Annotated in this window: 16 protein-coding genes and 1 pseudogene; 2 read left to right on the forward strand and 15 right to left on the reverse strand. The window is 41.0% G+C overall.

What is annotated here, in order from left to right:
• Nucleotides 1-83: 83 nt before the first annotated feature.
• Both ACUN2T_RS14480 and ACUN2T_RS14485 read left to right on the forward strand, forming a co-directional pair.
• Complete coding sequence (locus ACUN2T_RS14480) at nt 84-518, forward strand: hypothetical protein (RefSeq protein WP_445493709.1); 435 nt, start codon at nt 84-86, stop codon at nt 516-518.
• Nucleotides 519-941, forward strand: coding sequence for a hypothetical protein (locus ACUN2T_RS14485; protein ID WP_445493710.1), 423 nt, complete (start codon nt 519-521; stop codon nt 939-941).
• Nucleotides 942-2,460: 1,519 nt separating this feature from the next.
• On the opposite strand, the gene ACUN2T_RS14490 is transcribed toward ACUN2T_RS14485, so the two are convergent.
• The 15 genes and pseudogenes from ACUN2T_RS14490 to ACUN2T_RS14560 all read right to left on the reverse strand — a co-directional run bounded on the left by ACUN2T_RS14490 (nt 2,461) and on the right by ACUN2T_RS14560 (nt 18,538).
• Entirely contained in the window at nt 2,461-2,835 is a 375-nt protein-coding gene (locus ACUN2T_RS14490; protein WP_445493711.1) for a hypothetical protein, read from the reverse strand.
• 20 nt (nt 2,836-2,855) lie between these two features.
• A complete protein-coding gene (locus tag ACUN2T_RS14495; RefSeq protein WP_445493712.1) occupies nt 2,856-3,494 on the reverse strand; it encodes an FMN-binding negative transcriptional regulator in 639 nt (212 codons plus the stop codon).
• 10 nt (nt 3,495-3,504) lie between these two features.
• A complete protein-coding gene (locus tag ACUN2T_RS14500) occupies nt 3,505-3,969 on the reverse strand; it encodes a VOC family protein (RefSeq protein WP_214089575.1) in 465 nt (154 codons plus the stop codon).
• Nucleotides 3,970-3,982: 13 nt separating this feature from the next.
• The gene (locus ACUN2T_RS14505) at nt 3,983-5,089 is read right to left on the reverse strand and encodes a pyridoxal phosphate-dependent aminotransferase (protein WP_445493713.1); all 1,107 of its coding nucleotides are present in this window, start codon (nt 5,087-5,089) and stop codon (nt 3,983-3,985) included.
• A gap of 41 nt (nt 5,090-5,130) precedes the next feature.
• Nucleotides 5,131-6,321 carry an MFS transporter gene (locus tag ACUN2T_RS14510; protein ID WP_350304199.1) on the reverse strand — a complete coding sequence of 397 codons (1,191 nt, stop codon included), beginning with the start codon at nt 6,319-6,321 and terminating at the stop codon, nt 5,131-5,133.
• A 57-nt stretch (nt 6,322-6,378) separates the two neighbouring features.
• Complete coding sequence (locus tag ACUN2T_RS14515) at nt 6,379-8,841, reverse strand: ATP-grasp domain-containing protein (RefSeq protein WP_445493714.1); 2,463 nt, start codon at nt 8,839-8,841, stop codon at nt 6,379-6,381.
• Nucleotides 8,841-10,094, reverse strand: a complete 1,254-nt coding sequence (locus tag ACUN2T_RS14520) for an ATP-grasp domain-containing protein (protein ID WP_445493715.1) — start codon at nt 10,092-10,094, stop codon at nt 8,841-8,843. The genes ACUN2T_RS14515 and ACUN2T_RS14520 overlap by 1 nt, the downstream gene beginning before the upstream one ends.
• A gap of 39 nt (nt 10,095-10,133) precedes the next feature.
• The gene (locus tag ACUN2T_RS14525; RefSeq protein WP_445493716.1) at nt 10,134-10,883 is read right to left on the reverse strand and encodes a cyclase family protein; all 750 of its coding nucleotides are present in this window, start codon (nt 10,881-10,883) and stop codon (nt 10,134-10,136) included.
• Between the two features lie 32 nt (nt 10,884-10,915).
• Entirely contained in the window at nt 10,916-11,845 is a 930-nt protein-coding gene (ilvE, locus tag ACUN2T_RS14530; RefSeq protein WP_350304203.1) for a branched-chain-amino-acid transaminase, read from the reverse strand.
• 14 nt (nt 11,846-11,859) lie between these two features.
• Nucleotides 11,860-13,482, reverse strand: a complete 1,623-nt coding sequence (locus tag ACUN2T_RS14535; protein ID WP_445493717.1) for an FAD-dependent monooxygenase — start codon at nt 13,480-13,482, stop codon at nt 11,860-11,862.
• A gap of 9 nt (nt 13,483-13,491) precedes the next feature.
• Nucleotides 13,492-14,778, reverse strand: coding sequence for a hypothetical protein (locus tag ACUN2T_RS14540; RefSeq protein ID WP_445493718.1), 1,287 nt, complete (start codon nt 14,776-14,778; stop codon nt 13,492-13,494).
• 48 nt (nt 14,779-14,826) lie between these two features.
• Entirely contained in the window at nt 14,827-15,861 is a 1,035-nt protein-coding gene (locus ACUN2T_RS14545; RefSeq protein ID WP_445493719.1) for an aminotransferase class V-fold PLP-dependent enzyme, read from the reverse strand.
• A 113-nt stretch (nt 15,862-15,974) separates the two neighbouring features.
• A complete protein-coding gene (locus tag ACUN2T_RS14550) occupies nt 15,975-16,676 on the reverse strand; it encodes a tryptophan 2,3-dioxygenase family protein (protein ID WP_214089584.1) in 702 nt (233 codons plus the stop codon).
• A gap of 304 nt (nt 16,677-16,980) precedes the next feature.
• A pseudogene (locus ACUN2T_RS14555) lies at nt 16,981-17,199 on the reverse strand (PhoH family protein); the annotation flags it as partial.
• Between the two features lie 331 nt (nt 17,200-17,530).
• Nucleotides 17,531-18,538: an endonuclease gene (locus ACUN2T_RS14560; RefSeq protein ID WP_445493720.1), complete on the reverse strand. Its 1,008-nt coding sequence runs from the start codon at nt 18,536-18,538 to the stop codon at nt 17,531-17,533.
• Between the last annotated feature and the right edge of the window lie 166 nt (nt 18,539-18,704).

Genomic DNA, 18,704 nt, shown 5'->3' on the forward strand with positions numbered 1-18,704 from the left:
CGCCAGAGACGGGACAGTACCTCTCGCCTGACCCTTTTGGATTAGCTGGAGGAGTAAATCTTTACAGTTACGTGCATAATCCGGTGAGTTTTGTTGATCCTTTAGGATTGAATCCATTGAGATTACCAGCACCAACATCTCTAGATCCTTGGGGGAGCGGTGCAAAATTAGAATCTACAATAGTCCCTAAAGGTGGGATTACTGTTGAAATGGCTATGTCTCCAGGGCAAATTAAACCTGGAGGATGGGCAACCTTAGATCATATTCCGAATGTTGAGTATGTAAGAAATCAATTGGCGGTAATTCCTCAATTCAAGCCTGAAATATCTCATGTGCAGAAGTTCCATATTCCAGAAAGAATTCGTATACAAACAGGGCCGGTTGGTCCACAGATTTCTGGAGGGAAAATTTATTCAGGCGGAGGTACCCAGATACAAATCCTAAATTATGAAGATAGAGCAAAATTAAAACCCATTGGTGAACCAAGAATAATTTACTCTAAAAAATGTGGAGGCTAAATGAACATCATTAGTGATTTTAAGGTAATAGATACTCTGGGTGACTATGATAAGAAACGGAATCCTCAAGGATTAAGTGTTTTCGAATTACTTCCTACTGGCATTACATGGGTATATGCAGGAAAAAGACAAGAAATATACGATGACAATAAACTGATACCTCTTATTTTGAAAGATTCCATTGGAATAGCTTTGATTGTAGCTCCTTTTAATAAATCTAAGAATCAAGCATATATTCTAAATCCAGATAACTCACTTAAATGGGATATTAAGGAAATTTTAAATACTAAAGATGTGATTTTTTCAGATGTTTATTATATAAAAAATGAATTGTATTTTTTTATCCATATTAATGGAATAGATTTCAGATTTTCATTCGATATTGAATCAGGCTCTCTAGGAGAATTAATTCAATCGTATTAATGAATAAACCGGAAGCTTCTAACGATCTTCCGGCCTTACTGATGATCTACCGTGGTGAATGCACTGGCTGTATGAACCAAGCTATTAAAACTTTTATATCAAAGGCAGATTTAACTCAATAAATGCACATTTTTAAAAGGGCAGTTAATGGAATTTAATCGAAAATCATTGATCATTAATCGCAAGTTAAAAAGACATCGCATGTAAAAAGATATTACTCGAATAGATGGGTATTCAGGTATTTTCTCACCAATTATTTAACAGCGTCAGTAAAGATAAAGCGAATATGATCCGCGTTCATTAAACGTAATCCGATGATGAGTAAACTTAATAAAAAACCGGTGGTACAAGAGGTAAAAACAACGATTAAAACCTCATACCGTTTAAAACCACAAGTTAAAAAACGACTTTTAATAGTAGCTTAAATCCTGCCTATCATAAAACTCATGGCGGGATTTACTTTTTTACCCTATCCTGTTTAATTCATTTATCCACGATTCTATACTCCACTTATTTTAAATTTTCCTGACCTGCCTAATTATTTAAAAACGCAAATAACAAAGTATTAAAGCTTTTATATCAAGGACGGATTTAACTTAATAAATGCACCTTTTTAAAAGGACAGTTAATGGCATTCAATCGGAAATCATTCACTATTAATCGTAAGTTGAAAATAAAACATACGCAAAAGGATATTATCCAAATAAGTGGATATTAAAGCGCTTTCTCACCAATTATTTAACAGCGTCAGTAAAGATAAAGCGAATATGATCCACGTTCATTAAACGTAATCCGATGATGAGTAAACTTAATAAAAAACCAGTAGTAAAAGGTAAAAACAACGATTAAAATTTTATACCAATTAAAACCACAAGTTAAAGAAATGAATTTTAATAACAGGTTAAACCCTGCCTATCATAAAACTCATAGCGGGATTTACTTCATTTACCCTTCCCTGTTTAGTTCATTTATCCGCGATTCTACATTCCACTTATTTTACATTTTCCTGACCTGCCTAATTATTTAAAAACGCAAATAACAAAGTATTAAAGCTTTTATATCAAGGACGGATTTAACTTAATAAATTCACCTTTTTAAAAGGACAGTTAATGGCATTCAATCGGAAATCATTCACTATTAATCGTAAGTTGAAAATAAAATATACGCAAAAGGATATTATCCAAATAAGTGGATATTAAAGCGCTTTCTCACCAATTATTTAACAGCGTCAGTAAAGATAAATCGAATATAATCCGCGTTCATTAAACGTAATCCAATGATGAGTAAATTTAATAAAAAACCAGTGGTAAAAGGAGTAAAAACAACGTTTAATAACAGATTAAATCCTGCCCATTATAAAACTCTGAATAACATTTATGGAGATCACTGAATAACAAAACGGGTCAAAAGTGATCTCCATAAATGTTATTCAGCGATCCAGTCAAGTGTTATTACCCAATCTCGACGGATGTTATTGGGTGATCTCCGAGGACGAAAATACGCAGTCGTCGTTCAAGCGCTATGCTAGCAGTTCTTTAACGAATTTAAATGATTTATGAAAATCGGCTTTAGGATCTTTAATTTCACCCGACCCATCCTGATTGAACTCTAAAGACCAGTGATATGGGTAACGCTGTTTCAATTGCTGTAGTTCGTCATAAGTTAATACCGTATAGCCGTGTTGTTTCATGTAAGAAGCAAATACCTCAAGTTTTGGTTCGGCTATAGTAGTAATAACCGCTCGGTCGCAAAGATATTTAGCATAGTGCTGACCAATTTCTTTATTTTCTGCCTCAGCTGCTTGTAAAGCCACCTCTACAATGTGAAGCGGCGCCTGCTGCGACACAATTGCACTACAAGTTTCAGATAAGTCATTAATAGTAGGATTATTCATAATGCTTTTGCCTTTCTTTTTTAATTTTCAATGGTTTGTGCTATTTGTTTTGCGACCTGATGTGCTCTAGGATCAGATTGAGTACGCAAGCCTTCTATAATGGCTAAGCGGTCATCAACGTTACGTTGCTGCATCAACTGCCTTTTTCCCAGTAGATTGTGAATAGTCAGCTCGATCCCAACGACATGCTGTTTTAAGCCGTCTATGAAATCTTTCGGTGCTTCTGCGACTTGCCATGGATCCGGTAATCCTGCTTCAAAACAATTAACGGATTGCTCAAAATGCGCCTTTATCCAACTGTCATCATCAATAAACTTGATGGAACACATGGCATGAACTGCCGTGTAAGCCCAACTAGGTTGAATTCGACCATTAATATGTCGTCCAGGTAACCAACTAGGTGAAATATAAGCGTCTGGTCCTTGGAAAATAACCATCACTTCATTAGTTTCAGCCACGCTTTTGTGCAAAGGATTTCCGCGTGCAATGTGTGTTTTCAGCACGCCTAGCTCTAAACCATGCCTATCTAAAGTAAAAGGCAGATGATCAGCACTCAATCCATAACTGCCATAGACGGTCAAAGTCCCCAGAGGGTTTTGCTCTATCAAGTCATGCAAAACAGAGATTCGATTTTCTTCAAATACTTTTTGTATATACATTGCTTGAATCTTATGAGTTCAAAGAAGACAAAGGCTCACTATAACCTTGTTCTTCAAGCTCCCGTTGTGCACGGTCGTTTTTCTTCAAGTCTGCTAATCCCATACCATTGAGAACACCAGGAGACTTAGTAAATTTAATATTCTCGTAGCTGACCACTTCGATATGATTGCCCCAAGGATCCAGAAAACCCAAAAATCGACCAGGCAAAGGTTCAATATTGAATTGCTTTAATGCCTCACGAACCTTTTCTTTATCATCAACAACGAACCCAAAGTGACCAGGTTTGTGAGCTTGTTCTCCTTGGCTGCAAGTAAAGGCAACAAACTGATCACCCAGTTCAATCGATCCCTCAGTCTCTGATAACGGCCCAGGTTTAATGCGCATAAGCGCACCATAAAATGCAGCGGCTTCATTAATGTTACCAACTTCAATTGATACATGGTTGATCCCTACGGCTCTGGCCTTCTCTGTCATGATTCCCTCTTCATCAAATTTTTTTTAAGTTCAATTTGTCTACAACGATATCAAGTGCCGAAATAAATTTTTCGCAATGTTCGAGCTGTGAAATGGTTACTCTCAGCCAACCTTTTAAATTACTCTGTTCAAACGGACGTCTGATTAAAATACCCTGCTCTTGAAACAATTGTTCTATCTCTTTTGAATCGTATCCGGCAAACTGTACCAACATGAAATTGCCGTGAGTATCTTTGAAAGTCTGTCTTCTTTCGGTCAAAGCTTCTCTCATATAGGCTTTTGTCTGCTTCATCTTCTCCTGAAAACGTTCAAGCACTTCAGGATGATCTAGCTGCCATTCCGCAGCCCATGCCGATAATGCACTAATCTCATATAGCGGCCTGACATTTGAAATATGGCCGATTAACTCTGTCTCTCCGATCAAAAATCCGACTCTTGCTCCTGCCAATCCATGAGCTTTAGAAAGGGTTTGCGCCAAAATAACGTTCGGAAATTTCTGCAAGATATTCAGGTTTGCGCTTTGTTTTCCTTCTACATATAGATAGGCTTCATCAATCAGCAGCAACACACCCTTGTTATAAAGCGCTTCAGCCAAACCATGCATTTGGGAATAAGATAAACGCGTGCCGACAAAACCACTCGGATCTTCTACAACCACTAATTTGGTATTTTCTTTGACTGCATCGATAATAGCCGCTACATCCGGTTTCCAATCTTCGGTGACCGGTGTTGACGAGATTGATACCCCAGCATACTTTGCGTAGTTTTCAAACATAAAGTAGCAAGGGTTATGTAAAACCACATGGTCTCCCTCTCTTAAGCATGCATCAAATAATGCTTTTATCGCCAGGTCTGAACCCGAGCCGAGGTAGATGTTGCGCTCTTCAACGCCAACCAGTTCGGCTATTTTTTTATATAAGTTATTTAGCACCGGATAATTACACAAATGCTCTGGTTTTAATGAGGCTCGAAACGCTTCAAAAAGATCTTCATCCATTGGATGGTGATTCTCATTTTTATCTAGCATCAAGTAATTGGGACGTTCTTCCAGATAGCTCCATAAGCTTTCCCTTTTATTTTCAACTACATGCTCTTTGATTACTGCTTGTATATTGAACATTTATTTTTTCCCTAACTTTTAAGAGTGAGCCATTTGTCCATCTAAGATGAGGATTTGCTTTCAATGGCTAGTGATTGTTTTATGCTGATTGCAACAAATAAAATCTGACCAATAGTAATTACAGCTGCGGTTGCAAGTGCGTATTGGAAGCCTAATTCATGTGCGTAAGAGACCACCATGGCGACAATCCCGATATGTACTGAGGATACGATATACTTAATACTACTTAGCCTACCTATCATGTGAGATGGCAGCTGTTTATGTAGCAGTGTGCGCCAGTAAATACCGGAGTAACTTTGAAACAAGCCGATACTCACAATCGCGAGCGGCATCAAATAGACCGCCTGTTCTGTAAAACATAAACCTAGATAGATTAGAAAAGCGACCTGAATAGCGATAACATCTCTTAGAGAAGTACTTTTGTTCCTTATTTGCTTCGCAATAACAGCGCCACCAACAAACGCACCAATAGCGAATGAGGCATCTAATCCGGCAAGCCAGTATGTGCTGCCGTCAAATGCCTGACTGACGACGGAAACCAGCATAATGTTGAATATGGCTACAGTGACGAAGTCAAAATTACTTAGAACAAAATAGCGCATGTAGGGTTTACTCGCTTTAAACAACTGCCACAGGTTTTCTGGATCTTCACGTTTATCTATATCTGAAGGAGACTCAGCTAACGTCAAATTGGCTGTTGCTCGCCAGTAAAAAAAACTCGCGGCACTATATAGACAGACGACAAATGTCAAAATTGCTATAAAGTCAAACTTATCCAGCAACCAGGCAGATAAGGCCATACCAATCAACTGACCACCCTGAAATGCGGAAGTCAGTGTACCGTTATCTTTTTCTAAGCGATCATGTTGGGAAAGAAGTGGTGTAACACTGAATAAGGCCATTTTTGAAATTGGCCCAAGAAAACTCAAAAACACCGATATTAGCAATAAAATCGACACGGACATGCCCAATTGCGTCAATGCCAATACACCTGCCAAACAAAAGACAACATGACAAACGGCTGAACCAATAAGCACCTTTTTAATACCTTGGTTATCAACCGACTTGCCAACCAATATTGGTAAAATGGTTGAGATCAAGATTTCAGCTATGAAGATTAAGCTGATTTGCCATATTTGACCCGTTTCATCATACATAAATTTGGCAAAGCTCAGTAGCAATATAGCTTTACCTATATTGATGAACAACTCTGCAATTGCTAACGACTTCATTCATGTTTCCCTTCAGTTAGATACAGTACTAAATACTTGGATGAACCTATGGTTACACTACTTACCTACAACAAATTCAAGTTTCTGAATGGCTTCCTCTGCAATACTTAGCGCCTGTTCAGCACTGTCGCACAACACCAACACTGAGGCTGAGCGGTCGAAGCTGTTTCCTATTTGGGGCAATACTTCACCTGCCTGATGAGTGATAGATACATCTTCAACACCACTCCAATTTTTGATTTCTTCCTCGCCGTTTACTCGAATCACCTTTTTCCCAGGATGATCGTTGAGTTTAAATTTGATACACGCATGTTTACCGTTTAGTTTTGGTGTTAATTCGTCTTCACCGATAGGCAAACCCAAACTTTGCAGAGCTTGCAGACGATACATATCTATTCCTGTCGTCATCTGTACCAGGTCAAAAATTCTATCTCCGCCTACTCGAGTGTGTGTTTCTATTAGCTCTATCTTTTCACCCAACATAATTTCGCTGTGCGTAATACCCGACACGACCCCTAGAGCAGGTAGCACTTTGGCAATGAATGCAGCAATTTTCTCGTGCTCATCGCTAGATAAACGGGCAGGCACCAAATGCCCTGTCTCGATAAAACTTTGCGCATGTTTGAATTTTTCAGTGATTGCAAAAATATGGCATTTGCCTTCTTGCATGAATGCTTCGACACTGAATTCGCGACCTTCGACAAACTGTTCCACCAGCACAGGGTAAACGTTGTCTAAGTTAGCGGTTTCAAGCTCTTTACGTTCTAGCGATCGAACATTTTCACTGCCTGTACCAGCAACTGGTTTAACGATGACTTTATTTACTTGTGGATAAATCTTGAAAAAATCATGTAAATCTTGCTCATTCTCCGCTATCGCCGATTGCACTTCTGTCAGGTTTTTTTCGCGTAAAATCCGGCGACTTAATTGTTTATCTCTCGTGTTGACTATAGCCCCCATTGACAAACTAAAAGGCAGCTCTAGAGCATTTGCAATAGTCAATGCATCAAGCTGGGCTCCATCGTGAAAAGACACAACTGAATCGATTTTTTGTAATTGATCAATTGAACGCGCTAAACTGATTAACTGAGTTGCAGACTCGTTGCTGTACATTAATATTCGCTCGCAACGATTGTGATCTTCAGTCGCATGCGTAAAATTAGGTACTTTTTTATACATCCAAGAAATAGCATATCCCTGTGCTTCCAGTGTCTTATGAGGTTGGCGAATATTGCCAATCACAAGAACGTGTTTCTTTTTCTGGGGTATACACTCGCTGTAAGGCAAAGGAGTATCGACAGATATTAGTTGTAACTGTCCAAACAACCTATCAATCAGATCTGTTAGTTCTTTAGCGGATTTGGCTTTTAATAATCCGGCTAACGGAATTTCACTTTCTTTATAAGTAACCGCTTTGACCAAAGGTTGTTGCATCGTAAGCTGATTCAGCATTACAACCTCTTCCTTGCCATAAAGAAACTCATGCCCCGACACCAAGCCATAGTTTCCTGGCAGCTGGTGTCCAGGCACAATAAACCACGCATATTTGTACCCGGTATCATAGTTAAGTTCGAATTTGAAGTCTGGGTCTAGCAACAATCCAAGTTCCAGTATCGATGGATGAATCCCTGTCTGTAACGTCAACGTTTCAGCTATTCTAGCTCCCCCGATACGATGAGCGACTTCAAGAAACACCGGCCCTGTATCTGTTTGAATCGCTTCAAGGTGGAACGCCCCCAAAGATATATCAACCGCATTTAGGATTTGAAGCGCCCAGGTTTTCATCTCTTCCGTGGTTTCTAACTGCACAGACCCTGCTGGATAGCCGTTGGCAAAATCCAGCAATGTATTGATATATTGGCTGACGACAATCATCTCTATTTGTCCGTTACGGATCATGCCGTCGATATGCAATACAGGACCGGATACAAATTCTTCAACTTCAAAGTTTTCAATCCGTTCAGGTGTTTCTTTATCAAGAGCCACAATTCCAGTTGTGCGATCTATAAGCGCCTGTTCCAAAACTTTCTGACTGTCAAACTTGACCACATCAACTGACGAAGCGCCATCCAGAGGCTTTAAAATAACTGGTGAAGAGGGAGGAATCGCTAGTCGTTCTGAGTTCATAAAATCGGACAAAGACATGTACTGCGGAGTACGAATATTTGCAGCGCCAACACAGTGTTTCATCACAATTTTGTTTCGAACTTTTTCGACATCGGCCACTTTAGGGCCCGCAATGTTGAGCTTTTCTCGTATCAAGGCAGCCTCAATCAATTCAAACTCATTAATTGAAACAACGTGATCAAAGCAAACATCAAGATTTTCTATTTGTTCGAGGACTTCTTTGTGTACAGCATCCACGCCGGGTCTTACTATTTTTGTACAACGTAGATCGCCAGGGATTTCATTCAGATTTTCTTCGATACCAATGTAGTAAACATTATGTAGTTCGTGATCGATAGACTGATGGTAAAGCACGTCAACGTACCTAACTCGGTGTAAAATAAGTATATTCATTAGCTTTCACCCATTTCGAAAATTTGTTCAGTCAATTGTTGTGTAAGCATCAGGTACTCTTTCGGTTTTCCATTTAGCTCATAGTCTGGCCAGAAGAATTCAACATAACCCTCAAGTTCTGCGTTGCTGTATAGCGGATTGACCCGAGCTCCTTCGGATGTCCAAAGTTGTAGTCCAAACACCTCTTTTGGTAACTCATGCTGAGCCGGCAACTTAATTCGCTCAATCGTCCCTTGCTTAGCTTTCATAAATCCAATCGCAGCTAGTCCAGACATGTGATATGCAGGTACTTCAACTTCATCGTATAGATAAGAGCGAGAGTGAAGCTCGAGCATATTCACTCCGGCTATTTTCTCGAATATTTCAGGAATGCCGCCGCCTGGAGTACGCGCATTCAACTCCAGTAGGTAAATCTTGCCACTGTGATCAATCATAAATTCAACATGAGCTATACCATGTTCAACATCCAAGACTTCACAGGCTTTAAGCGCTGCTTGTTTAAGCGCTTCGTTATCAGATTCTATACTGGGTAAGGAATGGCCGATTTCAACAAAATGAGGCAACGGGGTCAGTTCTTTATCGGTCACTGCCAATACACGTCTTCCCGTTTTAGTATTTAGTACTTCAACCGAAAGCTCAATTCTAGCATCGACAAACTGTTCTATCTGATAGTCGTTATCTGCCATACCAAACTTACTACCATAATTTTCGGTCACTCGACGCAAGTTAGCAAAAGCACTAGCCAAATCATCTTTGCCAGCTACGTAGGTTACACCTTCACTGCCCCCGGCGTTGGTCGGCTTTACAACTGCTGGAAAAGGAAAATCTTCAGCAAGGGTCGCTAGCTGCTCAAGGTGATTAAAACGTGCAAACTTCGGAACGTTCAACCCACCTGCATGTGCAGCCTTACGCATTTCAAATTTGTTGCGGGTTAATGTCAGCGCTTTTTCAGACAAATAATTTAAATTATAGTACTGCGCGATACGAGCTCCCGGGGCCATCGTCATTTCTGTCAATGGAACAACTGCGCCCGGTTGCATTCCTTCTCGCTCGGCAAAGGCCTGTACTGCAACCAGAGCTTGTTCAATGTTTTCTGGATTACCCTCAATCACTAGATCAGCGTAACGGTTTCCATTAACATAACCACTTGGGGCCATGATCGCTATTTTCATGTTGGTTGCCCTAGCCGTGGCAACCAATGCACGAAATCTGTTTTTCTCTGTTCCTAGTAACAAGCAGTACTTTGAATACATCGACTTTTCCTTAAAAACTCTTCGCAAATTAACTTTGTGTTATTCAACAAGCGCCAACACCCTGCAAGGGCTTCCTGAACCACCAACGATGGGAAGCGGCGCTATCATGATCACTGCACCTGTTGGCGGTAACTTTGCCAGGTTCTTCAACTGAGTCAGGCCATATTTTCCCGCCCCATGAAAGTACCAGTGTACGGGGTAAGGTTGTTCAAATTTTCCGGCTTGACCTGCGTCGGTTCCAACAGTCTCCACCCCGATACCTATAATTGGTGTTTGCTCAGCCAACCATTTTGCACAAGCTTCACTTACCCCTGGAGTATGACCATGATTAAGAAAGGTATCAGCATCTGAGTCTCGACTGTCCCAACCTGAGCGGAATAACAACCAACCACCTTCAGGTAAAGGTCCATGGACTTCGCACCATTGATCGACATGTTCACGTTCGAGTAAAAAATCTGGGGCTGTTACTTGATCAGATACATCAATTACAACGGCAGGCGCGACCAAGTGCCTAGGAGGTACACTTGAGACATCGATAGAATCTTTGCCTGACCGCCAATGGATAGGGGCATCAAAATGAGTCCCTGTATGCTCGGACATCTGGATATTATTCCAATAAACTTCTTTGCCTTTTTCGTCATAACGGCTTATTTTTTCCAACTTAAAAGGCCAAGGTTGCCCTCGTTCAGGCGGCAAACGGATCACAGGTGTTTCCGTTGACAACGGCGCTGTAAGGTCAAGTACCTCAACTTTCCCCTGCATGAACTTCGCATAGATTGAAGATGTCATAGTATTAAGATTTCCTTATTCTCATTATGGGTTTAATAGACAGGGGTTGAATATTCAGATGTCGAATTCGACATCACCTCGTCTTCATAAGCAACCTGAAGCTTACGGGTCATCAAACCAGGACGCCCGTCCCCAATAGACTTTCGGTCAACACTAATCACAGGAACGATTTCAGCGAGAGTGCCACAGGTGAAAACTTCATCAGCCAAATACAACTCGGTACGATCAATTTCTCTTCGTTCACATTCAACCAAAAGCTTATCCTTCGCTAGTCTTATAATGCTGTCTACCGTAATCCCTTCAAGTACGCCTGCTGAACCTGGCGGCGTGATCAGTCGGTTATTTTTGACCATCATGATGCAAGATCCAGGGCCTTCAGCCACAGTGCCTCTGTGATTTAGAAAAAACGCAGTATCAAAACCATTTCGCATCGCTTCATGCTGAGCTAAGCGGCTATTATGGTAATTTGCTCCTGTTTTAATCCTCGGCGGCATTGAATCGTCACTGATTCGTCTCCAAGTTGAAAACGAAGCCGTCATCCCTGTGTCATAACGCGCAGACCTTGGCATAGGTAATGCTGTAATATGCATACCAGTGTCTTCGGTATAAATAAGTGGATCGAAGTTTTTCCCCATCGCAAAATAAGGCGCGATAACCAGATGCACATGTTGCTTAAAGTTGTTTTTTCGTACTAGGTCGATGCAAGCTTCAACAATCTCTTGATCTGTGAAAGTGACAGGCATGTCAACACACTTCATGGAATCGCGCAGGCGCTTGATATGCTCTCGTATCCGATACATATACATTTGCTTATCCGTTTTATTCCAATAGACTCGCACACCTTCAAAAACATTTGCGCCCCAAAAAGCGCCCTGCGTTCTGGCATGTAAGGTACACTTTTCCCAAGGCACGCATTCACCATTTAGCCATGCGAATTCTGGCGTATTGTGGGTAGACGACATAAGTTAATCTCCGTTTATGATGCTTCACGCTGAAACGTTAAGGAATCAGTACCACTGACTTTTTCCAGGATTAAACTAAGAGACGGTGCGTTATCAAGCAGGTAATGTCCGGCTAAATGGCCATCAGGACGGATAACAAACAATGAATCTTGTTTTTCTGTCAGGGTTTCAAAAAACAGAATATCGTCGTAAGTAACACTGATAAGTCTCTCGTCCACTTTTGGCGAGAAATATCCTTTTGGTACAGCAGTAACCAAACTAAAATCCAAACTATTATAGGTGTGGCTTTGCTTATTTAAATACTGCTTCACCCTATTTGGGTCTGCGCAAAAAAGACAAACAAACCCTTCCCCGAACAACTTACGTAAGCGGCTTTTTTTTCCGTCGATATAAACCACTACATCCGGAGCGAACGCACCGACATAGGGTGTCCGATGGTTATAATCAATCAAACTAGAAGATTCGTAGGTAAAAGGTTCTGTCATTTTCCCGTGATTCACTTGCTTACGAAACGGTTTCCAGACTTCTGAAATTCGCAGCACGGTGTCACGCCAGATTTGCTTCAAAGGTGTTGGCGGAACCATGAACTGTATCGTGGCTTCCGTCAGTCTCAAATTCTCTTTCGCTGCAAGGAACCTTTCCTCATGATAAGTATCCAACAATTCATCCCCTGCGCTTCCTCTAATTACTAGCGCCAATTTCCATGCCAGGTTGTCTGCGTCTTGAATCCCGCTGTTCATGCCGCGAGAGCCATAAGGTGGAAATGAGTGAGCCGCATCACCAGCAAAAAACAGTCGATTGAGTCTGAACTTCTCCACGACTCGCTGGTTAAAACGATAGGTACTGATCCAGTCAATCTGATACGGAATATCACCGATGACAGACTTGATACGCTTGTCTAGTTGGCCATTTTTCTTTTCAGCTTCAATATCCGCATCTGGAGGCAATTGCCAGTCGATACGCCATATATTGTCGGGCTGAGGATGCATCACCAACTGACGGCCTGGATTAAACTGAGGATCAAAATGAAAGTGACGTTCTTTGGTTAAAGCAATATTTGCTTTAATATCAGTAACTAAAAAACGATCTTGGTGAGTGTATCCGGTAAAGTTAACCCCTGTCAGATCGCGTAACGTGCTTCTAACTCCATCGCAGGCAATTACATAATCAAATTCTAGGGTCTCTGTTTCGGTACAGTGTTTTACCTCTAGCTTAACCTTGTCCTGTTGTTGTGAATAACCAACGACTTCACTTGACCACCTGAGTTCACATAGGGGATTGGCTTCCAACAGCTTAACGAGCTCTTGCTCTATACGGTATTGGGAAATATTGACAAATTCACCATAACCCGGACGTTCGGGGTATTCTTGGGTGATCCTTTCAACATTTCGAATATAGGTGTGCGCTATCCGCCAATGAATCCCTTCTTTTGCAATCTGTTCTCCACACCCGACTTTATCAAGTACTTCTAGCGCATCGCCGTGGATCAGGCAGGCTTTAGAACCTTTTCGAAGCAGATAAGAGGCTTTATCCATCACGATGCTCGTAATACCGAATGAAGCCAGTCGAGCTGATAAAATCAGGCCAGCTGGACCTGCGCCAATAATAGCAATCTTGGTTTTATTTGAACTATTCATCTCAGTAATCTACTTATCAAGCTGGGTTTCAAAAACAGGAATGTCTTTGACAGAAGCCAAGTAAGGAGTGCCTTCCGTGTAACCAGTACCCGAGCCCTCACCCAACATCTTCATCGCAAGACCATAATGGGTTTGCTTCCAACGTTTCAACGTCGTAGCAAAACTTTTCATGTCTTGTTTGACCTCACCAAAGTCGTTGCTATCGAAACGACCACTCTGTTGCGCTTGACTCAATGCAAGGTCTAAGTTATTTGGCCGCGCCAACAGTTTTTCTTGAACTTCAGGGACAGAGCCGTAAGCAATAGAGTTCAACCGATCCTCATCCGGTTGTCTGCATAGTGATTCAATACGCTTGTAGTTTCTTGATTGGATCGCGCTTGCGCCTTCAGTATATGCACGAAACACCTTAAAGGATTCTGCACGCATAGAAGACAGTAAATGGAAAAAACCGATGGCTTCTTTAATTTTTTTCTCGCAACTTTCAACCAGAATACTTGTCTGGCTAGGCGAATCAGTGCAAGCTTCAATTGCCGCCCTCAAACCAACTGCAATCCAAGAGAAAGTGTATTCGAACGTTTGTAAGACCCGAATGAACATATATTCGTCGTGAATGAGATAGACAGGTAAATTAGTTGTCATCAGCATTTGCTCATCGTTGTGTGTTTTCCTTTGCTCTACTGCGGCAATAAAATGTTTTGCTGATTCGATAACACATTCCGATGAAATATAGGACAACTTAGCCCGTTGTACGTATGGAGTCACCGCTTTTAGAGCCATAACACAACGTTTTTCAACTAAAGTACGTTCTGGCAACTGATGTCTGAAATTTTCCTCTGTTTCTAACCCGCCAAGTTCAAATTTGAGTAGATCCGCTGTAAGCAGCAACGTCATACGGTCAATGTGGGATTGCGCTTCTTCGTATGCTTTAATCTCTGTCTGGTCATCAGGCATATTTAACAGTTCAAGCGCCAGATAAGAGCGGTAGTCATAAGTACCGTCGTATTTATCCAACAAGACATTCAAAAAACGTGTGACTTGCTCGATTTCCTCACTGTTTAATTTTGCGCACTCTTTTCTAGTAATATTCAACAGCTCGAGAAAATATTCAGGAACGAAATGTTTACCTGTCTTATGATACATGCGAACAACATCCTGATATGGGAAGGTTGTTTTATTTTCCTTGGCAAACCGCAATATGGTGTGAATGCTAAGATTAATAGTGATTTTTTCTGAATCACTGTAATCACAAAGCAAACTAGTAAATTTTGGATGCTCAAGTTCTAATATATCCAGCACAGTAAAACTTTCCTTTTATTATAATTTATTGAAATAATTAACCTATATTCACCATATTTGGGTTTTGAAGTACTCGCAAATCAATCTACATGTTTGAACAACTTCGTCTGCCGTATTAAAGTGATGAAACGCAAGTCTGAGCATCTCACCTCGCGAGCTTGTAATTATCTTGTGCTGCTTTAAGTACCTGTCCAATGCAGGAACATTTGGAACAAGTAAAGCAATATGCGCCGAAAATAATGTTCCGGGGACCTTTACGATTGTCACGTCGCCTTTTTCCAAAATGTCGATAGCAAGTTCAACTAATGTCTGAATATGCAGCCGACCTTGCTCAAAATCTAAAGTCAAAAGCGCAGTTAAGGCGCTGCTTGCCGCATAAAGCGCGGGCACAGCGGGAGTTCCGGTTTCAAATCGTTTGGCGCAATCGGGGAAATCCACCAACGATGGGTTAAAAGCAAATGGTTCTTTACGTCCTTGCCATCCAGTCAGCCCCAGTGCAACAGTGTTACGAATGCCATCTTTTACATAAAGGAATGCAATACCTGGCAAACCTAACATGTACTTCATGCTGCCGCAGATCAGGTAATCACAATTCAATTCACTGACATTAATTTTTTCAGCGCCTAGCCCTTGGTATGCATCGACTAATATTGGAACTTGTGATTGATTAGCGAGTTCTGTTATTAATTCGACCGGGTATCGTCTACCTGTGCGGAAACTGGCTAACGGTACTGAAACTAAACATGTATTGCTGCCCAACATTGCGCGGGTAATGGCGACAAAACTTTCGTCTGAAACCTGACTTTCTATGCAACGCGTGACGAGTCCACGACTCGCTTGTTGCAACCAAACATGGGACAGAGACGGAAATTCATCTTCCGTACAAAGAATTTGTTCTCCGGAATTGGCTACTAGCGTTGAAATAACCTGATAAGCAGCTATCGTTGCGTTTGGCAAAATCGCTATTTGTGATGCATCTGCGCCTATAAACTCAGCAAACAAGCGCCTGGTCTGTTCGGTTTGCTGCTCGAAATACACCCACGCCAGCTCATTTTTTGCCATATCACCTAGCATCGTTTCCATCGCTGTATCAAGGAACTGAGAACGAGGAGAAATACTACAACTGGCAAGATGGACAAGGCCATGCAACCCGCTAAAATAATTGTCCCGAAATGCTTGAGGTGAATACATAGCGACTAGTAACTGTTGGTATTAGTCATTTCGGTACGCAATTCCCACAGTTCTGGAAAGAATTGCTTATTCATCAGCACCGTCAGTTTTTCAACCGGAGTTCCCTTGGTGCCTATCGTGTTAAGTCCGATAGTACGTACTGCGATTTTATAATGTCTACTGCGCCATAAACTGACCATTTCATCCCAGCTCACCATTTCTTCCATTAGGAAATAAAGCGGCGACTTGTCTTCCTCGGTATAAACGCCCATCAGGTCGATACTCATAGACTTAACAATACGAATAAAAGTTTGATGGAGTTCCCGCCCAACTGATTGCAACCGCCTCCAGCCTGGAGATTCGAAGCCTGAGCCGTTGCCTAATGCAGGTCTTACTTTCTGAAAGTCATACGGAGTCATGTATTTGAACATTTCGAGTTGCTTAGTAATTAACTCAATAGGATAGCTGGACCGCTTAATTAACTCAGTTGCAGCAACAAAGTCTTTCTTGGATAGCTTTTTTATCGCTTCAGCTAACTCATTATTGCTCAGTTTCAGCCAAAGCTCAGTAGATTGATGAACCACCTGAAATAATAATTCATCGCGGTGGAGCATCTCTTCTGGCGTTACTTGCAAATTGAGCAGCGCAGGAATGCGCATATACTTCTCATAATCGCTATCCCCTTCACCAGACAGTACACTTGTTGAATAATCCCTATTTCCTATCACGTTCTTTCTCCTTCTCAAAAACGGATCAAAGACAGCCTTTTATTTGCAAAATATCAGCCGTCAATGTATATAAAATAGCGATAAATCGTAACATAAATAAAAATAAAAATAACAAAAAACACACATATAAATAACCTAATGCGTATTTCAGTGATTGTGATCACCTATTTCCGCTTTTTCTCTCTCTTCCTATTTTTACGCCGCTGTTTTTCAAGTTTGGCGTAAAAGCGCTGCAAAGGATAAGGATGCTCAATTCGTGAGCTGCATCCCGGCCGCAGTGGCCGTTATGCACAGAGCATGGAGTATCACGCAATCCTGACGTCATTCCGGCAGGCAAATCACACTGGCTTATATCGCCGTTCACAATCACCGTGACATTTTCCCCAAGCCGGGTCAGAAACATTTTCATCTGGTTGATCGTCACATTCTGAGCTTCATCCAAGATCACGAATGCATTTTCAAACGTTCGGCCACGCATATAGGCAAAAGGGGCAATTTCTACTTTACTAATTTCAGGCCGCAACTAACGAATCATCATGACAATCTTTACGTTATGGCAAATAAGCCAAAAACTTTCCATTAAAAACAATCGACAGTATTGTCTGTTTATTTTTATGGGAATTTTAACTTATTGAACGGTATGACTTGATACTGACTACAATGAATATCCATTAATATAAGCTAACTATTTATTAGTATAGCTGTTGTTGGCAAGTGTGGATCTATTTACTACGGTATTCGGTTGCCATTGGGTAAGAGAGTCACTACTGAGGTAATCTTTTTTCACCCTATGGCAACCATTTTATTAAGATGCCTGCTGCTGACAACAGAACAATAGTTAATTATCTGTATTGTTAAGTACGCTTACAATTTCCAGCCAATCGGAAGCCAGCATTTTTTGCTTCAGCTTCTGTTTGAAAATAAATAGCATTCTTCTCCAAAATTCCCTTATATCCTGGACAATGAGAGAAATGATAAATTTTGCTATTGTTATTACCTTTGATTAATCCTGTATGTGACGAATCAGATGACACTCGTTTTTTCTGAGTATCTGTTTGATTACTCTTTCCCTGCCCCTTTCTCTGCTCTGCGGGTGAAACACCAATAGCTGAATTCTTATGCCATAATTCCCATTTCTGCTCACCGGTAACAAAAGGATTATGATGCCCCATAATGCCAGCAATTCGGTTATCTCTCTCCCGTTCCCATTGATTTGGTGGATATTGACGATCCCAGGCCGTAAATAACTGCTGCTGTTGACGCGACATAGAAAGGTTGTAACGATCGTGCATATAAAAATTGATCCGGGCAATTTGCCCTTTTACTGCATCCCGCGGCTCGAACGTGCGAGATTTAGCATCGACTTTGCTAGTACAAACACCATAATCATTCGGCTCATTCTTTGGTAACATTCCATAACTGAAATTACTGCGATCACCGTTAACCTCGCCAATGGATGGAGATAAATTATGCATATCAGATTCCATTGCCCTGAAAACCGAATCTGAGGATACACAATTTTTCCTGCCTCCCTTTTGCCAACACTGCCGCTGATGTCCAAAAGTCCAGGCAGGAACAATATGTTCCCATTCAATCCGTTCGGCCCGATTCCGATTCTGTTGTGACCTGATTTGATAACCACACGAAGACAGATTGACACGTCCCCCACTCTTCCCCGTCCACTGCCAATGACAGCCACAATACAATGTTCCCGTCTTTGATCTAAATTGATCATGATAAACATGATGACGCAGTTCAGTTTTAGCTTGTTCAAATGTAGCCGGAACAGCAAAAGAAGATAAAGGAACAATTAAACTTAAACACCCAATATAAATCGCCAAAAAATTAATTTTTCGTTTCAATGACATACCCTATTATTCAAAATATCATTTTGATCTTTCCCTTTTATGTTGCCTCATAATCGACCTATAAGACAAATATTGTTTATTTGCATTTCTTCCTAAACGCTCCTTTTAAAACGAAAGACTATCTACAGGCAGGCTGAGATACCCCATTCATTCTGCCTGA

The organism is Photorhabdus machadonis, from assembly GCF_052657765.1.